This is a genomic window from Nostoc sp. UHCC 0302 (assembly GCF_038096175.1).
Taxonomy (GTDB): Bacteria; Cyanobacteriota; Cyanobacteriia; order Cyanobacteriales; family Nostocaceae; genus UHCC-0302.
Map to the genome: position 1 here is coordinate 360,831 of NZ_CP151099.1, position 18,983 is coordinate 379,813.

General features: G+C 41.8%; 15 protein-coding genes. 6 read left to right on the forward strand and 9 right to left on the reverse strand.

Annotated elements, in window-relative coordinates; translation table 11 throughout:
- The first annotated feature begins 59 nt into the window (after positions 1 to 59).
- The 3 genes from WKK05_RS01530 to WKK05_RS01540 all read left to right on the forward strand — a co-directional run bounded on the left by WKK05_RS01530 (position 60) and on the right by WKK05_RS01540 (position 2,392).
- A complete protein-coding gene (locus WKK05_RS01530) occupies positions 60 to 848 on the forward strand; it encodes a Nif3-like dinuclear metal center hexameric protein (RefSeq protein ID WP_341528059.1) in 789 nt (262 codons plus the stop codon).
- 304 nt (positions 849 to 1,152) lie between these two features.
- Positions 1,153 to 1,371, forward strand: coding sequence for a hypothetical protein (locus WKK05_RS01535; RefSeq protein WP_341528060.1), 219 nt, complete (start codon positions 1,153 to 1,155; stop codon positions 1,369 to 1,371).
- 709 nt (positions 1,372 to 2,080) lie between these two features.
- Positions 2,081 to 2,392, forward strand: coding sequence for a DUF6679 family protein (locus tag WKK05_RS01540; protein WP_341528061.1), 312 nt, complete (start codon positions 2,081 to 2,083; stop codon positions 2,390 to 2,392).
- Between the two features lie 68 nt (positions 2,393 to 2,460).
- Here WKK05_RS01540 and WKK05_RS01545 read toward each other — a convergent pair whose 3' ends face one another.
- Together WKK05_RS01545 and WKK05_RS01550 are read right to left on the reverse strand one after the other, a co-directional pair.
- The gene (locus WKK05_RS01545) at positions 2,461 to 4,128 is read right to left on the reverse strand and encodes an MBL fold metallo-hydrolase (protein ID WP_341528062.1); all 1,668 of its coding nucleotides are present in this window, start codon (positions 4,126 to 4,128) and stop codon (positions 2,461 to 2,463) included.
- 833 nt (positions 4,129 to 4,961) lie between these two features.
- A complete protein-coding gene (locus tag WKK05_RS01550) occupies positions 4,962 to 5,333 on the reverse strand; it encodes a zinc ribbon domain-containing protein (RefSeq protein WP_341528063.1) in 372 nt (123 codons plus the stop codon).
- Between the two features lie 153 nt (positions 5,334 to 5,486).
- On the opposite strand from WKK05_RS01550, the gene holA reads away from it, so the two are divergent.
- Both holA and WKK05_RS01560 read left to right on the forward strand, forming a co-directional pair.
- Positions 5,487 to 6,476, forward strand: coding sequence for a DNA polymerase III subunit delta (holA, locus tag WKK05_RS01555; RefSeq protein ID WP_341528064.1), 990 nt, complete (start codon positions 5,487 to 5,489; stop codon positions 6,474 to 6,476).
- A 282-nt stretch (positions 6,477 to 6,758) separates the two neighbouring features.
- Complete coding sequence (locus tag WKK05_RS01560; protein WP_341530995.1) at positions 6,759 to 7,190, forward strand: DUF4168 domain-containing protein; 432 nt, start codon at positions 6,759 to 6,761, stop codon at positions 7,188 to 7,190.
- Between the two features lie 430 nt (positions 7,191 to 7,620).
- Here the strand turns inward: WKK05_RS01560 and WKK05_RS01565 are convergent, their stop codons facing one another.
- The 3 genes from WKK05_RS01565 to WKK05_RS01575 all read right to left on the reverse strand — a co-directional run bounded on the left by WKK05_RS01565 (position 7,621) and on the right by WKK05_RS01575 (position 13,281).
- The gene (locus WKK05_RS01565) at positions 7,621 to 8,235 is read right to left on the reverse strand and encodes a LuxR C-terminal-related transcriptional regulator (RefSeq protein ID WP_341528065.1); all 615 of its coding nucleotides are present in this window, start codon (positions 8,233 to 8,235) and stop codon (positions 7,621 to 7,623) included.
- A gap of 602 nt (positions 8,236 to 8,837) precedes the next feature.
- Positions 8,838 to 9,209 carry a response regulator gene (locus WKK05_RS01570; RefSeq protein WP_341528066.1) on the reverse strand — a complete coding sequence of 124 codons (372 nt, stop codon included), beginning with the start codon at positions 9,207 to 9,209 and terminating at the stop codon, positions 8,838 to 8,840.
- Positions 9,210 to 9,243: 34 nt separating this feature from the next.
- Positions 9,244 to 13,281: a PAS domain S-box protein gene (locus WKK05_RS01575; protein WP_341528067.1), complete on the reverse strand. Its 4,038-nt coding sequence runs from the start codon at positions 13,279 to 13,281 to the stop codon at positions 9,244 to 9,246.
- Positions 13,282 to 13,864: 583 nt separating this feature from the next.
- Between WKK05_RS01575 and WKK05_RS01580 the strand changes: the two genes are divergently transcribed.
- Positions 13,865 to 14,569 (forward strand): DUF305 domain-containing protein, encoded by a 705-nt coding sequence (locus WKK05_RS01580; RefSeq protein ID WP_341528068.1) that lies wholly within the window; start codon positions 13,865 to 13,867, stop codon positions 14,567 to 14,569.
- Between the two features lie 209 nt (positions 14,570 to 14,778).
- Here WKK05_RS01580 and WKK05_RS01585 read toward each other — a convergent pair whose 3' ends face one another.
- From WKK05_RS01585 to WKK05_RS01600, 4 genes are all read right to left on the reverse strand, one after another.
- Positions 14,779 to 17,157, reverse strand: coding sequence for a glycoside hydrolase family 31 protein (locus WKK05_RS01585; protein ID WP_341528069.1), 2,379 nt, complete (start codon positions 17,155 to 17,157; stop codon positions 14,779 to 14,781).
- A gap of 256 nt (positions 17,158 to 17,413) precedes the next feature.
- Positions 17,414 to 17,740 carry a hypothetical protein gene (locus WKK05_RS01590; protein WP_341528070.1) on the reverse strand — a complete coding sequence of 109 codons (327 nt, stop codon included), beginning with the start codon at positions 17,738 to 17,740 and terminating at the stop codon, positions 17,414 to 17,416.
- Positions 17,741 to 17,742: 2 nt separating this feature from the next.
- Positions 17,743 to 18,099 carry a hypothetical protein gene (locus WKK05_RS01595; protein ID WP_341528071.1) on the reverse strand — a complete coding sequence of 119 codons (357 nt, stop codon included), beginning with the start codon at positions 18,097 to 18,099 and terminating at the stop codon, positions 17,743 to 17,745.
- A gap of 181 nt (positions 18,100 to 18,280) precedes the next feature.
- Positions 18,281 to 18,718, reverse strand: coding sequence for a response regulator (locus tag WKK05_RS01600; protein ID WP_341528072.1), 438 nt, complete (start codon positions 18,716 to 18,718; stop codon positions 18,281 to 18,283).
- Positions 18,719 to 18,983 lie beyond the last annotated feature (265 nt).

Here is an 18,983-nt window from a genome sequence, read left to right on the forward strand (position 1 = left end):
AATTGCGGCAAGTATTTAGTAAATTGCTGTATACAAAATAATTGCTGAAAAATATTAGTATGAAAATTATTGATTTAATCACTTGGTTTGAAGAATGGGCCAATCCTGCATGGTGTGACAGTTGGGATAATTGTGGTTGGCAAGTTGAACCAGGAGTGTTGCAAGAAAAGGCACGGGTATTAGTATGTTTAACACCGACTTTGGCGGTGATGCAAGAAGCGATCGCCCTGAATGCTAATCTAATCTTTGCCCATCATCCTTTAATTTTTAATCCTCCCAAGTCTTTACGCACTGGGGAACCAATCGCCCAAATGGCTCGGTTAGCTTTTACTCACAATATTGGTATCTATAGCGCCCACACAAATTTTGACCAAGTACAAGATGGTACTGCTGACGTGTTGGCTCAGATTTTAGAACTTAAGGAAGTTACTCCCATAGTACCCAAGCAAGCAGGATTAGGATATGGACGTGTTGGTGTGCTTGAGCCATTTCTGACGTTACAAGAGTTACTCGCAGCAATTCAAACCCGACTTGCTACCCCAAATTTGATTTTTTCTCCAAGTGCTGATTTACAGCAGACAATTTCACGAGTTGCTGTTTTGGGAGGTTCGGGAGCTAGTTTTATTTCTGAGGTAGTCAAAACTGGCGCTCAAGCTTATCTAACTTCTGACTGCAAATTTCATCAGTTTCAAGAAAGCCGCGATCGCAATCTGATTTTAATAGATGCTGGACATTATGCTACTGAGCGCCCTGCTTGCGATCGCTTGGTGCAAAAATTCCAGGACTTAAATATAGACTGGGTGCAATTGAGTCAAAAGGATGAGGATTTTCGCCACTTTTTTACCTAAGTAACTGTAAATTATGATTTATTAAGTTTTAATTATGCAAAAATATTATCCACATTTTTATGTATAAATAATTACTGTATGAATATAATTTCCAAATGTAATAATCATCAAAAGCTTGTGTTAATTGATTCATTAGTTGAAAGTATTTTAACTCTGTAAACCCTATATTATGATTTAGCGCTGTGATTTCTATCACATAAATTATGTAATTGTAATCACTGGAGTCTGCTGTTCTGCATCAATTAGCAAAAGAGAGAAATGTTACACACTTGAAATAACAAGTTCTCACTCTGCCCTAATCACGATGATTCGTACACTCGTTGAATCTGCTTTTCAAACTGGATATCTTAGTGTTGAATCTGAGGGACTACTCCAACAAGTGCTGGCCACCAAATGCTATCAACCAGAGGATTTGTCTGCCCTTGCAGCTTTATACGATGCTGTTCGCGCAGGTAAAATTAAACGAGAAGCATCTTCGTCGAATTTGCTCAAAGAATTTCCCACAACACCTAAATCTTTCTGATACAGTCTTTAAAGGTACAGGTTACAGGGGATAGTGGATAGTTTTCTTGTCCTCTGTAACCTATTCTCTTATAGGTTCCTAACTTTTAATGACAGACGTAATTAATCGCGTCTCTACTCCTAAATTCTGCTGAGATTTCCGCAATTAGAGACTATGGCGCTGTATTACTGTATTGTGGATTAGCATTGGAGGTGTCACATCGGCCAACAACCTTAAATTTAAAACTCTTCGGGTGTTGTTGTCGAAAACCGTTAAGGTCAGCGAGAGAATGAGTTAAGATCAAATACATAGGGAAAAAAGTAAAGCCGAGTCCCCGGACTTCCCACCAATGCCAATGACTACAAACAGGCAACTTAAACAACCGCAATCAACGCTAGTTTTGGAGTATTTATTATTACATAATGGTAGTAAGGACTCATCAACAGGTATTAACTTGGGTAACACAAATCCCGAATTGTTGGACTTCTATAGAAGTAAACATTCTCTAGAATGACCCTGGAAGAGATTGAGTTCAACTGGTGCAGTAACCATTGGTTTATGACCCAAAATTTCCTGAGATTCCGACAATTAAAAGTAAGTCTTTGGATTGGGTTACCAAACACACTGGTTATAAACCGTGAAAGTAACCTGATTAAGGGTGAAATCTACTGGGGTAAGACCCAATTTTTGACAAGTTTAACTACGTTGTTTAAAAAGGCAGAAGCAGTACATGCTACACCGCAAGATTTATCAACTGTGTTGCGATGGGCGGGAGGTATGTGTTTTCTTGCGGGACCAGCAACGCTGGATAGAACGCGCCCGCATCCTCGACATAGAGGGTGATTTAGTGACCCTACGTTATGAAACAGAAGAAGAGGACGAAACTTGTTCTTGGGAGGAAATGGTTCGTCTCGAAAGCATTGGGGCTGTAACACAAAAATTAGCTTCAGTGCCACGCGGTAACGTAGAACCTCTCCTAACAGAGGATTGTCCTGAAGCTGAGCGCATCCGCAACCATTATACTGACTCGAATCCAGAATAATTCAATCAAAAAGTCAAGAGCGGAGCCGGAGACGCTCCGCCTCCGGTCAATAGTTAAAAAACCCTAGACTATTGACTATCATTCAAACCCTCAAAGGCAGGACAGTAACCTTCAAGGGTTACTTTGAAGTTATACAACGGGGAAGCAGGGTTCCAACAGCGCTGTCCTCTTTGATGCCGGCAAGTGCCGCAGCAGTCTAGATCAGACCAAGTATAGCGATCGCTACTTTGGTTGAGCAGCTCTCGTTGGGACAATCCCCGTAAAACTAATTCTTCTCCCTGCCAACGGGCTTCAATTAAACCAGTATCGGCAAACTGCTGCCAGCGGGAATCGGCTGTCATCGCTTCGGGTAAAGTAATTGTGATTACTGTTCCCAACTCTGTCAGCTCGCCTTCATAGTTAGTCTCTGGGGCTGCTGGCTGTAAAAACGTGTCCCCAATAGGCAAATCCACTAAGGTTTGAGCAGCAGGAGAATGTACGTGATAGCGGTTTTGTAACTCCTCTAAACTTGTTAGGTCTGCCAAATAAGCAGGAGAACCGTGAACGAAAATCACGTGTTGGGGTCGTAAATTATGAATTAGCTGGGTAGTACCAGGGCCATCACTATGTTGAGCAAGGAGATAGCTTTCGACAGTGGTGGGTGCTAAGTATTTTTTGTTAATTTTTATATCAATTTTTTCTGGTAGGAGAATAAGCCAAGGGCCAGTGTTGGGTTGGCAATAATCACCTAAATCAGTTATGGAGTCGGTAAGAACAATACAAGGTGATTTACCGACAGTAGCACGATCTTCTGGTTGTAAACGACGCACGCGAGGACGCACCCGTTCATCCCAAAACAAGGGCTGATGGCGGGCGAAGTTCTGTACTGATGGGGGTAGATGGGGTAGCAGTTCCAAGTAAGCATCGCAGCCAGCAGCGACAGCACCGTCTACCCAGATATCTAAATCCCGGCCTGTGAAGTGGTGATGAGAGCGTAAGAGCATCAGCAGTTCTTGTCCTAATCCTAAAGCCGGTGTCGGAAGTAGTACAGAACAACGGTCAGCGATCGCGCGATTAATTCGCTCTGCTAGTTGATTTTCTTGGTTGCGGCGGTGAGGATGGCGAGATGTACCATAACTACCTTCAATGATTAAGACATCTAAGTCTAGTCCCCGCAGTTCTTCTAAACGCAAACCTTCTACCAGCCGGGAGTTTGATAAGAAAAAGTCACCTGTATACAGTAACTTGTAAGAGCGTTGCCCAGTAGTATATGTGAGCAGAATCGCCACTGCGCCTGGAAGATGTCCGGCAGGAAATAATTCTGCTACTAAACCGTCTTGAAACTCTACAGGCGATCGCAATGGCAACGCTTGACAAAATTGGGAAATTTCTTGAGTGTCTTGGTCTTGCCAATTCAGTGGCAGTAATTTGCTGGTTACCTCGCTTGCATAGATAGGTAACACTGGAAAAGCCTGATGCAGCGACAGTAAGCCTTTAGAGTGATCTGGATGTGCATGAGTAATCAAAACTAAATCTGCCGGTAGAGGGGAATTCACTCCATGTGGGGGTATACTTAGCCCCTTCCCCAGCAATGAAATATCATCCAAACCGCAGTCTAACAGGATGCGGTGTGGCCCCATCTTTACTAATAAGCACACGCCCTCATCGTGATGCTGAACACTATAGGGCAAACATTCTAATTCGCTACCCACTTCCCCAGCATCAACGCGAGAGGATGTCGACAGATTATCCCTCATGTCTCTTCCCCTCAAACCTCGTCGCTATATAAATATCCCAAAAGCCAAGAATTAGACGGATTTTGGTTTTGTAAATTAGGGGTAAGTTTCGCCGTGCGCCCCTACACCCTGAAAATGTGGATTTTTGATTGGGGAGGACACCTGCACCGAACCCGCACTGATTCGGAAAAGTTGGATAACGAGAAGCTTTCAATCTACTTGCTAAGGGACTTTGCGTTTTTGCCTTGTAAAGTTTTGAGCGCAGGGAGGCTACCCACTTTTACAGTAAGCTACTCCCGAAGTTTCAAGCCAAGGAAGCCTTAGCTCAAACTTCTCTTTGCGTCTAAAAGCTTTCTTCAATGTGCAGAGCCATTGCCATGATAGTTATCTGAATCATAAAATCCATTTTTCGTGCCAAAAAACAAACACGAAATACTAAATATTACTGTTAACCCAACTAAAATCAGTTTTACATCCATGTGTTTGCTGCCCTCTACTAAAGACTTTCTTATAATAATTTAGTGCTTCTGCAACAAAGCAGAATCACTAGAAAATCTTTACTATGCATATGTTGATTGAGCAATAGGTAAATTTACCACAATCAGTCAGATTGTAGAACCTTTCGGTTAACCTGTCTATCTATCCAAGTAATGCTTGCTAAGCGATCGCTGACGGGGAATTAAAAATTGGAAAGTCATACCCAGCTAACAATTCCTCATACATCAGCCCTAGTTTATATATAACTTTTACTTAAATTTTGCGGTTTAACTATGATTAATTTAAATTAAAGGTTGATACAGACAATATCTGTGTGCTGTTACAGCGTTTAGCATTTAGACAAGAACCGTCATAAATCAAGAGGTAGATAGAACTATTAGCAAACAGACCAATAATAAACCCACCAATAACATTAAAGCCTGATTGCGTTTTATCCAGTTTTTCACAGTTACCGCAAAGCTGTTGGCATTACGCTGCTTTTCTAACTCTAATTTCATCTCTTCACTATTTTGGTAGAGGGTACAGTCTTTAGCATAGGGACGTTTAGGAAAGTTACAGGTATCGTCAATATGGTAAGTGCAGGTATCACACAGATACGCATCCCCAGTAGCACGGTACAGAGGAATACCGGGATGACCGTAAGCTTTGAGCGTTGTACGACAATAGGGACAATTAATCGCTTGACTATCAATAAGTTGATGACAGCGGGGACAGGATACAGTATCCAAAACCTTAAGTAAAAATTGGGTAAGTAAACATCTTGATTTTAGCCATTTACGGGGATTGGGGACTGGGGATTGGGGATTGAAAATTGATTAGTTGTTCTCCCCATGCTCCCTGCCCCCTTCTCCCTGCTCTCCTAATCATCTGCGAGGTTTGTTATGCCAATCTACGTTTACTGGGGTGAAGATGATTTTACTAGAGAAAAAGCAATTGCTCTGTTGCGCGATCGCGTTGTCGATCCTCAATGGGCAAGCTTTAACTACACTTCATTCCTTCCAGATCAACCTGATGCTACGATTGGGGCGTTAAATCAAGTGATGACACCAACTTTCGGAGCTGGTGGGCGCTTGGTGTGGCTGATCAATACGACTCTCTGCCAGCAATGCCCAGACAATATATTGGCAGAACTAGTGCGAACGCTGCCAGTAATTCCCGAAAATGCATTTTTATTGCTCACCAGCCGTAACAAACCTGATGAACGCCTCAAATCTACAAAATTATTAAAACAATTTGCCGCCGAGTTTCGAGAATTTCCGCTCATCCCGCCTTGGAAGACGGAATTACTGGTGCAATCTGCAAATCAAGCGGCTCAAACTGTGGGTGTCAAATTGACTTCCAGGGCTGCGGAATGGTTAGCAGAATCTGTAGGTAACGATACACGACTCCTTTACAATGAAATAGAGAAATTACGGTTATACGTTGAGGGCAGTAATAAGCCTATAGATGTAGATACTGTTACTCAACTAGTAAGGAATACTACTCAAAACAGCTTACAATTGGCAGCAGCAATCAGAACTGGAGATACAACTAAAGCTTTGGGAACATTAGCAGACCTGATCAATGCTTCCGAGCCTGGGTTGCGGATAGTGGCTACACTAATTGGTCAATTTCGCACTTGGCTATGGGTGAAGGTCATGATGGAGAGTGGAGAGCAAAATCAACAAGCGATCGCTTCAGCCGCTGATGTAGCTAACCCTAAACGTATTTATTTTTTACAGCAAGAAGTCAAGTTGCTATCTGTACAGCAGTTAATTTCTTGCTTACCTTTGATACTAGAGTTAGAAGTGAGTCTCAAGCAAGGAGGTTCAGAAACCTCAGTACTCCAGACTAAAGTAATTGAACTTTGTCAAGTATGTGGAGGTCGTTGACAATAAATATAAAAGTTTGTTGGATTGAATGTTGCCCGGAACTTCCTCCTCCTCAAATAATTCAAAATAGTTATTAAATCCCTATTACAGTTAAGCCTCACACACAATATGAAAAACATTTCATCTTTCTTTGCCGGCCATAGCCGAGAGCGATGTCTGACGACAAGCTCTACCCTTCTTCTGTCAGAGACCGGAGGTGAACAGGAACACCAAGAGCTACGGGAGCCGCCTCTGTGTAACGGACGCACCAGAAGGCTGCGACCCTCCCACCGTTACGCGTCTATGCTTTCCCAGTCTCTGCTTTTGGGCGTGATAACGGCTGTCGGTTTGTTTTCTAACTCTTTTTCTGAGAATTCAAAAGTTTACCCTCAAACACCACCAGTTAATAATACTGAAATTAACAGCTATGCCCAAGCTGTGCTAGCAATGGAGCCTGCTCGTCAACACGCTTTTGAAGAAATAAAAAAAATGATTGGTACTGGAGAAATTCCCCAAATTATTTGCAATGATCCTAACAGCATAAATCGGCTTCCCCAAAAGGCTCAAGATATAGCAGTAAATTACTGTGTTCTTTCCCAAAAAATAGTTCAAGATAATGGTCTAAAGAGCGACCGTTTTAACCAAATTACTATGGAAATACAAAATAACAATAGTTTAAAACAACAAGTTTACAACACATTATTACGCTTGCAACAAACTCCCGATTCTCGGTAGAGCTAATAAACATAAAAAATTTGAGCCGTATGATAAAAATCAATTACATGAAATAAAGTAATAACTGTTTTCATCAGTCTTAGTAATAAATGTTTTTTTGTAAAATTGTATTTAGTGAAGCTTGATCCAATAAAACGGAGGAGAAATAGCTAAATAACTATTTTTGCTACCTAACCATTTAGTTTAATTTTATATGATTACGTTACATGAAATTAATATTAAATTCTGTAGGTTCTGTTAGCTAAAAATACTGCATCATCTAAAAATTTTTTGTAGTGCGTAATGCCTGAAAGCTAATCAATGATCTTTCGTAACTCTCCTGTATATAGTAATCTTAATTGATTCATGAAATAGTTAAATAATTATTATTTTGCCAGCAGTTAACGAATAATTAATTAGCGTATTTCACAAATCAATTCTGATTGTAGTACTACTCATTAAGTGTCATGAAGTTTTGTCGCTTGCTATGAATATTTTTCATATGCTTCTTTACCGTATTGAGGGTAATGTAAAGCTTGGCAGCGATTTCTTTATAGCTGTAGTTACCTCTATAAAGAAACCAAATTTCGGATTCTCGCGGTGTCAATTCAAATTTTTTGACTTCAGTTAGTACTAAATTCTTAAGAGACTCGTATCTATTTTCTATTGTCACTAGTAAGCAAGGTACTTCAAACCAATTTAAATCTAACAATCTTACCCGAATACGAAAAACATTTGTCTTGTCAAACACTATTTCGTCCGAGAGAATAACAAGTTGCTCAGGAAAATGCTTGCAACTGTCAAGTAATGATTGGCAAAGATGCCAGATAGGTGATGGAACAAAAGTCTGCTGGGAATTACTTTGATTGAATTGGCAACAAAAGCGAAAAGCAGATGCATTAGCATGAAGAAGTTCACCAGCCTCAGTTAAAATCAAGATAGCATCTTCTAAGCCTTCAATTACTTCTTGCAAAAAATAAGCTCGTTTCGAGTCATATAAGTTAATATTATCTGGCTGTTGTGGTTTAGCTACTGTTTTTACCAGTGTCTTTGTTATGGTAATCATATGAGATACTGCAACGTCCAAAATAAGGCTTATTTGTTAGATTCATCAGAATTTAAATCAGCACACTCACTTTTCTGTATGATTATCTGGCTAGATTTAGTAAATATTACAGATTAATCATGCTAACAAAGGTAGATGCTCGTATGACTTACAACATCAACTTTTACAAGTCGTGTAAGTTAACAGTTTCCATAACCTCTTTGAACTAGATAAGGCTACGTCATCTAAATACAAATCTAAAATTGGCTATTTCGGATTTTGCTTTTATTAAATAGTGATCGCTTAAATAATTAGTAAACATTTATACTATGTGAAATAGATCCAGTTAAATATATTTTTGCTATAACTTGTCTAAAAAATAACCAAACTTTGAATGAATAAATTTTTCTTACTACGCATAATTTGATGAAAAAAAGCTGTCGTGCAAAAATGGTGCATTTATAAATTTATTTAACTAAAATATTAGCTTTAATTTCATATTGAGGAAGTAGGAAAACTCATATAAAACTCATAAGTACTTCGTTAAGACGCACAGATATACGCCCAACGAGCATCAAAAATGAAAACTATAATCACTAAAATTTATCAATTCAGTATCAGGTTCAGGTGCGTTTAACAAGGCTGGCAACTACTGTAGCTAATTCAGCCGGCTCAATTGGCTTAGGTAAATGCATCTGATAACCTTCTTGTATAGCTCGCATTCGATCCTCTGCCCTAGCATAGGCTGTCAAAGCTGCTGCTGGAATATTACCTCCTTGTTGTGGTGGTTGCGATCGCAATTTGCGGATTAAAGAATAACCATCTTCTGTGGGCATACCAATGTCACTGACTAAAACATCTGGTTTCCACTGAGGAATTAGCTGCAATGCCTCTGGGACTGATGCGACTGCCTGAACTTCGGCTTGGTACTGTTGGAGTACTGTAGCGATAAATTCACGGGAATCGACTTCATCGTCTACAACCAGTACTCGCACACCTACCTAGCAGGGAGAGGATGGGCATACTTCTCTACGAGAGGCTGCGCCAACGCCTGTGCTCAGTAACCGGGGGGGCAGGGGAGGAAGGGGGCAGAGGAGCAGAGTGTTGACTTTTCAATAGTGGCAGATTAACTGTAAATGTCGCGCCTTGCTCCTCGCCTAAACTATCTGCGTAAATAGTACCACCGTGCAATTCTACTAAATGACGCACGATTGCTAATCCTAATCCTAATCCACCATAGGGTCTAGTGCTGGAACTATCTGCTTGACGAAAGCGATCAAAAACATAAGGGAGAAAATCAGGACTGATGCCAATGCCTGTATCACTTACTTGGATCTGAGCATAGCTGGTAATTAGTGAGTCAGGGCGAGCTTTTTGGTTTCCCAGATCAGCGACAGATGTTGTTGTAGCGTGCGTTTTGCGTTCACTCCCAAAAGGTAGTTGTTCCTTCTTATTACCCACTAGCTCTTCACTATTAACGATAGTTGTTGAAAGCTTGATTTCTACCACACCGCCGTTTAGGGTAAATTTAATGGCATTAGATAGTAGATTCCAAATTATCTGTTGTAAACGCTCGGCATCACCAGAAACTAAGAATTGAGTATTGAGATCCTTGGCATGGCTGAGAAAGCTTTCCTCAGTATATAAACTTAGACATTCTTGATCTTCGTCATTAACTTCTACGAAAAATCTTAAATCTATTTCCTTTGCTTGAGCAGCTAGGCTGACAGTCTCAATTGCTGACTCGATAATTGGAACTAAAGCGCAAGTCTGAACATCAAGACGCAATTTGCCTCTAATCACGCGCGAAATATCTAGTAAGTCTCCAATTAGCTGAGTTTGTGCCCTAGCATTGCGTTCAATTGTCTCCACAGCTCTTGCTATTTGGGTTTCGCTGAGCTTGCGGGAATTTAGTAACTGCGCCCAGCCAAGGATAGCATTGAGAGGCGATCGCAATTCATGAGACAATATAGCCAGAAATTCGTCCTTCATGCGGTTTGCCTCTCGCAACTGCTCAGTTTGTTGCTGCAAAGAAGCAATTAAACTAGCACGTTCCATTGCGATCGCTATTTGGTCGCACGCTGCTTGCATCATCCCTTTTTGATTGTCGGTGAAGCTCAGCCGAGTCCGGCTACCAAAGGAAAGAGTACCTAAAAGCCGTCCCTGGACTAGTAAAGGGTAAGCATAGTAAGCTTTAATGCCTAAAGAGCGAATCAACTCGGTTTTCGGGTCAGTCGATTTTTGGACATTCTCTACAGCAATTGGATGGCGATTTTGCGCTACAGTACCGCAAATCGCTTGCCCAAATGTCAGCGATTCTATTTCCTTTGCTCTTTCCCCAGAAATGCCACTGTAGGACGCTAGCTGCATTACCTGAGAGTTGCCTTCAACCAAATAGTTGAAGTAAATATCCAAGCCAATTTGCTCTGCGAGTTTTTGGAAAACACTGTCAATTAGTGCCATCGGTTGCTGGCTGGAAAGTAAATCGCTAGCTGTATCAAATAGTAGTTGCAGCCTTTTGTAACCTAACGAGAGGGCTTTTTCTACCCGTTTTAGGTTGCTAATGTCCTGGAACACTAAGACACAAGTAGCCGAATGTCCGTGCATTGCTGGCAGGGTATCAGCAAATATCAGTAAGGAGCGCATACCCCCACTAGTGTGCCAGTCAATCTCCAATCCATCTAGACGCTCCCCACGGGCTACCCGCACTCCTGGCATTTGGTCATTAGAAATGCGATTTCCTGCTGCATCTGTGTAATAGTAAGCAGTGTGATACTCTGTACCTGGTACACCTGTAGGAAATTTGCCTCCTGCTAATTCGTCAGCTGCTCGATTGGCGAAAGTTACCCGTGCTGTTCCTGGTTCAATAAATAGCAGTGGTCTAGGCATCAGGTTTAGTACATCTTCCAACCATTTCTGCTGATTGTGGAGTGCTTCTTCTACTTGCTTACGCTCTGTAATATCTAAAAATGCACCTACACTTCCTCTAGTCTTACCTTCCTCGTCAAACAATGGTGCAACACGCACTAACAAGCTAACGATTTCTTTATTTTCACGAACTATATCAATTTCAGAGTCTAGAACTTCCACACCATGAGCAGCAGAGTACTGCATGGGGAGTTCTTCTGCTAACAATTCCTTGCCTTCACGGTAAACTTTATAGCTTGTCGGTCTTTCTTCACTAGGGGCGCTGAGGGAAGCATTGATATCCGGCGGTATCCCCAACTGCTTGGCAAAGGCAGGGTTAATCTTAATGGTGTGACATTCTGGATCTTCAGCAATCCCAATGCCAACTGGAATCACTTCTAGTAAAGTTTGTAACTCAATTACGCGTCGCTGTAAATCCTTGTTTAGTTGTAGTATTCGTTCCTCAGCCTGCTTTTGTTCTCTAATGTTGCGAGTTACTGTTGCCAAGCCAATTGGCAGACCTGTCTTATGATCGTTGACAGTAAAAATATTGTATTCAACTGGTATTCCTTCACCAGTCTGGAGATGCCGAAAGCGGAATTCTCCTTGCCAGCGACCTTGTGTCAATACAGTCGGCAGAATATGTTCTTGAATATAGGCTTTGTCTTCGGGCATTACGTAATCTAATATTACTTTTTGCCGTATATCTTCTTGACTGGTAAGCCCTACTAATTTTTGACCTGCATCATTTATATAGAGTAATTCCCCCTCAAGGGTGGCGATGCCAATAAAATCAGAGCTATTTTCTACCAGGGATACTAATTTTAGTTGCTCAACTTCTGCTTGCTGGCGATGGCTTAAGTCGAGGATAAAGGCGACTGACTCTTCTTTATTTTCTCCCAACAGTACGTAACCAACTAAAACTGGGATGCGGTTACCATCTTTACGTATATATTCTTTTTCATAAGGCGTACAAGCACCTGTAGTATTTGCTTTTGCTTCTAAGATTTTTTGCTCATCCAAGTATAAATACTCGGCGGGGGTGATGTCCTTCCAGCTAATATTGCCTGCTAGCAAATCCTCGCGTGTGTATCCAATCATCCGCAGAAATTCGTCGTTCGCCTGCTGGATACCTCCATGAACATCGCCGAACAGAATACCGATAACGTTAGCATCTACGAAACTTCCCAGTTTATCTTCGTAGGCTCTGAGTGCTTCCTGAGCAAGATCGCGTTGGCTACTCAGGTGTTCAATAACCGCCGCACTCTGCCAAACCAACACGGCAAAAACCACAATTAAAACGATCGCAAATACCGATATTGCAAACGCTGGATCGTATTTTCCTACCCGTAGACCTTCAACGATTAACCATCCTACTCCAAAAGGTACTGCGATCGCGGCAACTAACAAACGACGTGCAAGTAAGCCCCCAAAAGTATCACTTATGACTATCCTCATTAACCCCTGTTCTGCCCGCGCCCAAAGAATCCCCACACCCAGCACTATGAACAATAGTGCTGTGTGTAACGCCATTGATGTTGTATTCCATACCATTTCGTAGAGAAATTTCACTTGGTACACATAACCAATCAGCACTTGTAAGGAAATCAAAGTAGTTATCAGAGCCAGAATCTGGGCATACCAATAGCTCCGGTCAGTTTTTTGATCAACTAAAAGCTCTAAAGCTCTACCAATTAAGATAAAGTTCAGTGCAGTGTTCAACCCCATTCGCCCCGGATGGGATGTCGTCACAGAAATTGGCGAGTCACGGAACAACAGTTGATCAATACCTAGATTCCAACCGAATAGATATTGGCTGAGTGTGAAGGAAGCAATTATGGTGACCGTTATTGCACATACCCTGGATATGAGAAGAGTGGGGGCTGTGGGAGAGCTAAGTGAATAATTATTCTTATCTCCCCCTCCTTTGAAAGACAGCCATAGCGATATACCAGACAGCACAAAACACAGCGCCGTATTAGCTTTCATAGTGCTGGGACTATTAGGAAAGCCGTTTTTGAGAATTTCAATATCAAGCCACCAGCCAACTAGTACTAAGCTGCCAATTAAAAAGAGGAGCGCACTCGCAACTTGTGCCACCAATAAATGTGTAGGGATTTGACGCAGCTTTTGCAGCTGCAAGCGGTTGACGTTTAGCATTCAAGGTATTGTAACCGCATCTAACTAAAGCTATAAAATCGGGTATTTCTTACGGTTTGATGGTTTATACCCCCTGTATTGTATGTTACCCCTTGACTAGATTTTCATCTACCTAGAAGCATATTTATTGTTGCAATGTTAAGAGTTGGGGACTGGGGGCTGGGGATTGGGGACTGAGGACTGAGGCTGGGGGATGGGAAACAATAGTAAAGAATTGGTTGGGTTACGTGAGTATCAAGTGCGAGATGCCAAAATCTTCAAACGACATTAGATTTTGATCTGCTTGACCAGTTTTAATTAAAAATTAAAGATTAAAAATTCAGAAGAATAATTTTTAATTGATTTATTTTGGTTTTGGGTACAAGCGCCCAGTGCATCAAGGATTCAGTGGTCTATAAGCAGTGGTGGATTCAAGCCCCGACTGATAGCGCAGCTAAGCTGAGTCTCCGTATCGCTAACGCGGAGCATCTCGTAGAGAGCGTCTTGCAATTTTTAATTTGACATTTTTAATTTTTAATTGGCTTGACTCTCCAGCTAACTAGAGATTTTAGAATAGTATCAACAAACCATCCAAATAATTCCTATGCAACTTTCGAGTCTAAGAAAGAGCTTTTTGACATTTATTTTAGTAGCGAGTGCTTCTTTTTCTTCTAGCCTACTGACAGCCTGTTCTACAACCAGTTCCGAAAACCAAAGCCAAGAACCAAACGTTGCTATCACTGGCATTGATAGTGCTGACAAGCAATCAATGAACCATCACAGTGGCATGAACCACAGCATGGGAATGTCTCTAGGCCCAGCTGATGCTAACTATAATCTGCGATTTATTGATTCAATGATTCCCCATCATCAAGGCGCTGTGGAAATGGCAAAGGAAGCACAAAAAAAATCCCAACGCCCTGAAATCAAAAAGCTAGCAGCAGACATTATCAAAGGACAAAATCAAGAAATTACACAGATGAAACAGTGGCGCACAGCCTGGTATCCCAAAGCAGGAGATCAACCAATGGCTTATGATGCCCAACAGAAAAAAACAGTAAGAATGTCATCAGAGAATATGCAAAGCATGATGATGAATATGGACTTGGGTGTTGCTGATAAAGAATTTGACCTGCGCTTTATAAATGCGATGATTCCTCATCATGAAGCAGCTGTGACTATGGCTAAAGATGCTTTGCAAAAGTCTCAGCGTCCAGAAATAAAAAACTTGGCTCAGGCTATTATCAAAGCGCAAGAAACCGAGATTAAGCAAATGAAACAGTGGCGAAAAGCTTGGTATAACCAGTAAGTTATGGCCGAATACAGTTCAGTTAAGCATTTCTTCCTTCTCTTTGCGCCCTTTGCGTCCTTCTCTGCAAGACGCTGCGCGAATGCGGTTTGTTAAAAAAATTAACTTTGGCAAAGAGCTTTAACCTTAACTGAACCGTGAGGATGAGAGAAAGATTCTCAAACTTTCTTTACCCTGCAATGTTGATGTGGTGGACTAATAGTCGCTTTTCAGAATTTCAGGCTATGTGGCTTTCCATCATCTTGAAAGCGCTGCTCTCCAACACCAACGAGTTCTACAATCACTTCCCGACGTGGAGGTGTCCATTCCCCGTCTCTGGCTCCAATTTCCACTACTGTTTGATTGTTAACAGTAGATACATTTATATTGATCAGTGAGTAATTATTATTGTGATAGTTGCTTGTTTGCCCATCATCCTCAAAAAACTTATATTGATTATTACCAGACCAAACTCTCAACCTTAGCTGGTCGAGTGGGTGTTCATCAACATATTGCTGGACGGGTTGCATAGGAATAATCGCACCGCCACGGACATATAGTGGCATTCTTTCTAGTGGCGCATGAGCAAGAATGTGAATAGGCCCTTCATAAGATTCGCCACTCCACCAATCATACCAAGTGCCTGCGGGCAAGTAGACAGAGCGATACTCAACTCCAGGGCGGTAAATTGGTGCAGCCATCAGCGATGCACCTAGCAATATCTGATCATAGAGGGTGTAGGTTTTAGAATCGTTGGGAAAATGGTAGAGTAAGGGTCTTAAAATCGGTGCGCCTGTTGTTGCTGCTTCCCAAAAAAGATTGTAAATGTAGGGCAGTAGTTGGTAACGTAAGTTAATGTATTCTCTACAGATATTTTCAACGCGATCGCCAAATACCCAAGGCTCATGACGAGCGGTAGTCATTGCCGAATGACCCCGCATCAGTGGGTAGAGCATTCCTACCTGCATCCAACGGGCAAATAATTCTCCTGTGGCATTACCAGCAAACCCGCCAATATCGCAACCCACAAATCCCACGCCCGAAAGCCCCATGTTGCACAGCATAGGCAGAGACATTTCCAAATGCTCCCACAACGATTGATTATCCCCCATCCAAACAGAAGACCAGCGCTGCACACCCGCATATCCCGATCGCGTCAACACAAATGATCGCTCTGTACCCCGCAGCCGTTGTAGCCCTTCATAAGACGCTTTAGCCATCATCAACCCATACAAATTATGTACTTCTAGATGAGTAGAAGTAGACACGGAGACATTCTCCCCTGCCACCTGCCCCTTGATCCCCGCCTCCTCGTTCCCCTGCGGTGCATCCAGAGGAAACCAAATTTTTTCCCCACCATCGCCAAAGGGTCGATTATCTATGGCAGGTTCGTTCATATCATTCCAGATTCCTGCTACACCTACGTCAGTGAGGCTTTTGTGTAAATCACTCCACCAGTCACGCACATCAGAACGCAAAAAGTCAGGAAAAACAGCTTTCTCAGGCCAAACGTAGCCGTGGAACAACTCGCCATTGGCTTTACGCACAAAGTAGTCGTTTTTGATTCCTTCGTCAAAAACGTGATAATTGGCTTCTGGTTCATACTTCACACCAGGATCGATGATTGTAACTGTTTTAAAACCATCCTGTGCCAAGTCATTGATGAGTTTTGCCGGGTTGGGAAAGCGTTGGGGACTCCAAGTAAACACTCGATAACCCCGCATATAGTCGATATCGAGATGGATGACATCGCAAGGAATGCGGCGCTGGCGAAATTCTTGCGCTAGTTCTCGCACAACAGATTCTGATTCGTAACTCCAACGACATTGATGATAGCCAAGCGCCCATTTTGGCGGTAACTGCATTCTCCCAGTTAGCTGAGTGTAGGTGTAGAGGATTTGGGCAGGTTCAGGGCCATAAATAATGTAATAATCTAACTCGCCGCCGCGAGTTTCCATTTTCCAGACACCCGGTTGTTCAGCGCCGATATCGAACTGGCTCCAAAATGTGGTATTGAAAAAGATGCCATAGCTAAGTTCTGGACGCAAAGCTATAAAAAACGGAATTGCCTGGTACATTTCATCAGTAATGGCATCGTAATCTAAGGCATCAACCGTCCAGTTGGTTTTTACCTCGCTGAGTTTATCGAGAAAACCTGTACGTTCACCAAAGCTGTAGAAATGTTCATCAGCTGCAATTTGCTTCCACCCTGCAACTGCACCCAGACGCCACCCCATCCCTATCTCTGCATCTTGGGCAAATGGGCGGTTAGCTTTGTCGAAGCAAGCAATACGGCAATTTTCCCGTTGCACACACACGCGAATTTGTTCTGTTTTGATTTCTACTGTTGTTTCAGTTTCTTGCACTGTAAAAGGTGTTACTTCCCATTCTGAATCATCCAATGCCACTGCCCAAGAACGGCGCGGCATAAATTCGCCAGTTGGTGCTAAACGCACACGGATTAAATTAGGGGCAAGTACACTGATGGTGAGGCGTGAGTTGCCGCAGTCAAAATTGATGGTATTATCACTCCAATTTACAGCTTGCACATTACCAATAGTTGTCCAAGGTTGATTGGTTGTGGGTAGTTTCCCGAAATATTGCGGCATATGACTACTTAAGTAAGTTAAATCTTTTTCGCATTTATGATTACAGACATATGCCCTCTCTCACTCTTTCTTTCGCTAGAAATTGTATAAAAATTTAGCAGATATTTTTTAGCAAGTTAATTTGTAGTTGTTCTAGCTAAGCAAAGCTCCTTTAGGGAATTAAAAATTAAAAATTAAAAACCCTATAGATATGTGATTTTTTTGATAGAACTCGTGATTTTAGTAATGACAGCTTCTAGATTCAGAGTGAAAACTACTATGGCTGTTTGTCTAATGACTTCAATTCATCTAAACTGCAACGCAGACGCGGTTTGTTAGGGTCAGTCAAATCTAGCTTATCCCAAGGTACTGTATAACCACCGTGGATTTTATGCGCCCCAAGTAAATGTAAAATTCTTAAGCCAACTGTCCAAGCGGATAAGCGTTCTAGGGCAGCAGTATATCCGATAAGATATTCTTTAACAATCCATTCTTGACCTTGTTGTTGGGCGCGTACTTCTTCAATGCGTCCTACTGTTGTACCTGTTGAGTCTAATACTGGTTTACCTAGCAGTAGTTCTAAATGGATTTCACGAGTTGTCATTATTATCCACCTGGAATTTTTGTGATAATGCGATCGCGCAACCATTTTTCATAGGCTAAGGCTGGTGTTGCTTGGGCTTCGACATCAACTTCGACATCAATACCAATATCCCGCACTTTTGACCACGGAATCCGAAACGGTTGACTTTGCTTCGCGCCCCATTTACTTGTAATTGCTGCTACCCAACTAGCCAAGCGCGGATTTAGCCGTCTAGCTAGGGTTGTGACTCCTACTTCGATATAAGCAAGTCTTGGTGGTTCCCCGTCTCGCAACTCCATCACAATGCCATCGACTTTACCCATTTTGCACTGATTGCGGTCAACTAATTGGTTATCTAAAACATCTCTAATAACATTCATTTTTTGTTACTTCTGGTTAATTGTTGATGGATTTAGCGAACCGCTTTCTCGTCGAGAAGGCGTAGAGAAAAAAAAGAAATCTTGGCATTGCTGAATTTAGGATATTAATTGGCGTTGCATTTTATTATGCAATGTCCATACGCCAGTCTACAAAAATTCGGGCGAGAGGAATAAGTAGCTATTAAGAATGTTTGGATAGTAGGTGAACGATCTCACTCACGATTTCTTGTGGACTCTCAAGCTTGACTAGAAATCGATCAAAGCCGGCATTCAAAGCTTTGTGACATGAAACTTCTCTTGTATAAGAAGTAATGGCAATTGCTGGTAACTGTCGTAGCAATAAGCTTGAATGCAACCGAATTTGCTTAATTAACCAATTTCCATCATGATGAGGCAATTTTACATTGGATAGCAGAATATCGGGATGAAACGATTCGAGAGTGGCGAGGGCTGCTTCTGCGTCGAGCAAAGCAATTACCTCTGCACCTGCTGTTTCCAGTATGAAGATGAGCAAATCTGCAATATCTGGCTCATCCTCTACTAGCAAGATGCGGATACCAACAAGGTGCTGGCACGAATTTAACTCGCTTTCTTGATTACTCGTTTGGTTCATTGTCATGTCGTGTTTTTATTTTTTGATGTAGCTTACCTCTTCTATTGCAACGTAGAGAGTGGAATCAGCCTTCAGTCTAATTAAACAAATTTGGGGAAAAAAGCATTATCAATATGAAGAAGTTAATTCACTTTTCAATATTTACCATGCTATCAGGTGAGTTATGCGCTCACGGCTTATGTAGCAGTAAAAGAAAAAGCTCGTAGTTATATCACATTTTTACTAATTGTAGTTTTCAATCAGCAGCACCGAATTTATAATTTAAAATCTG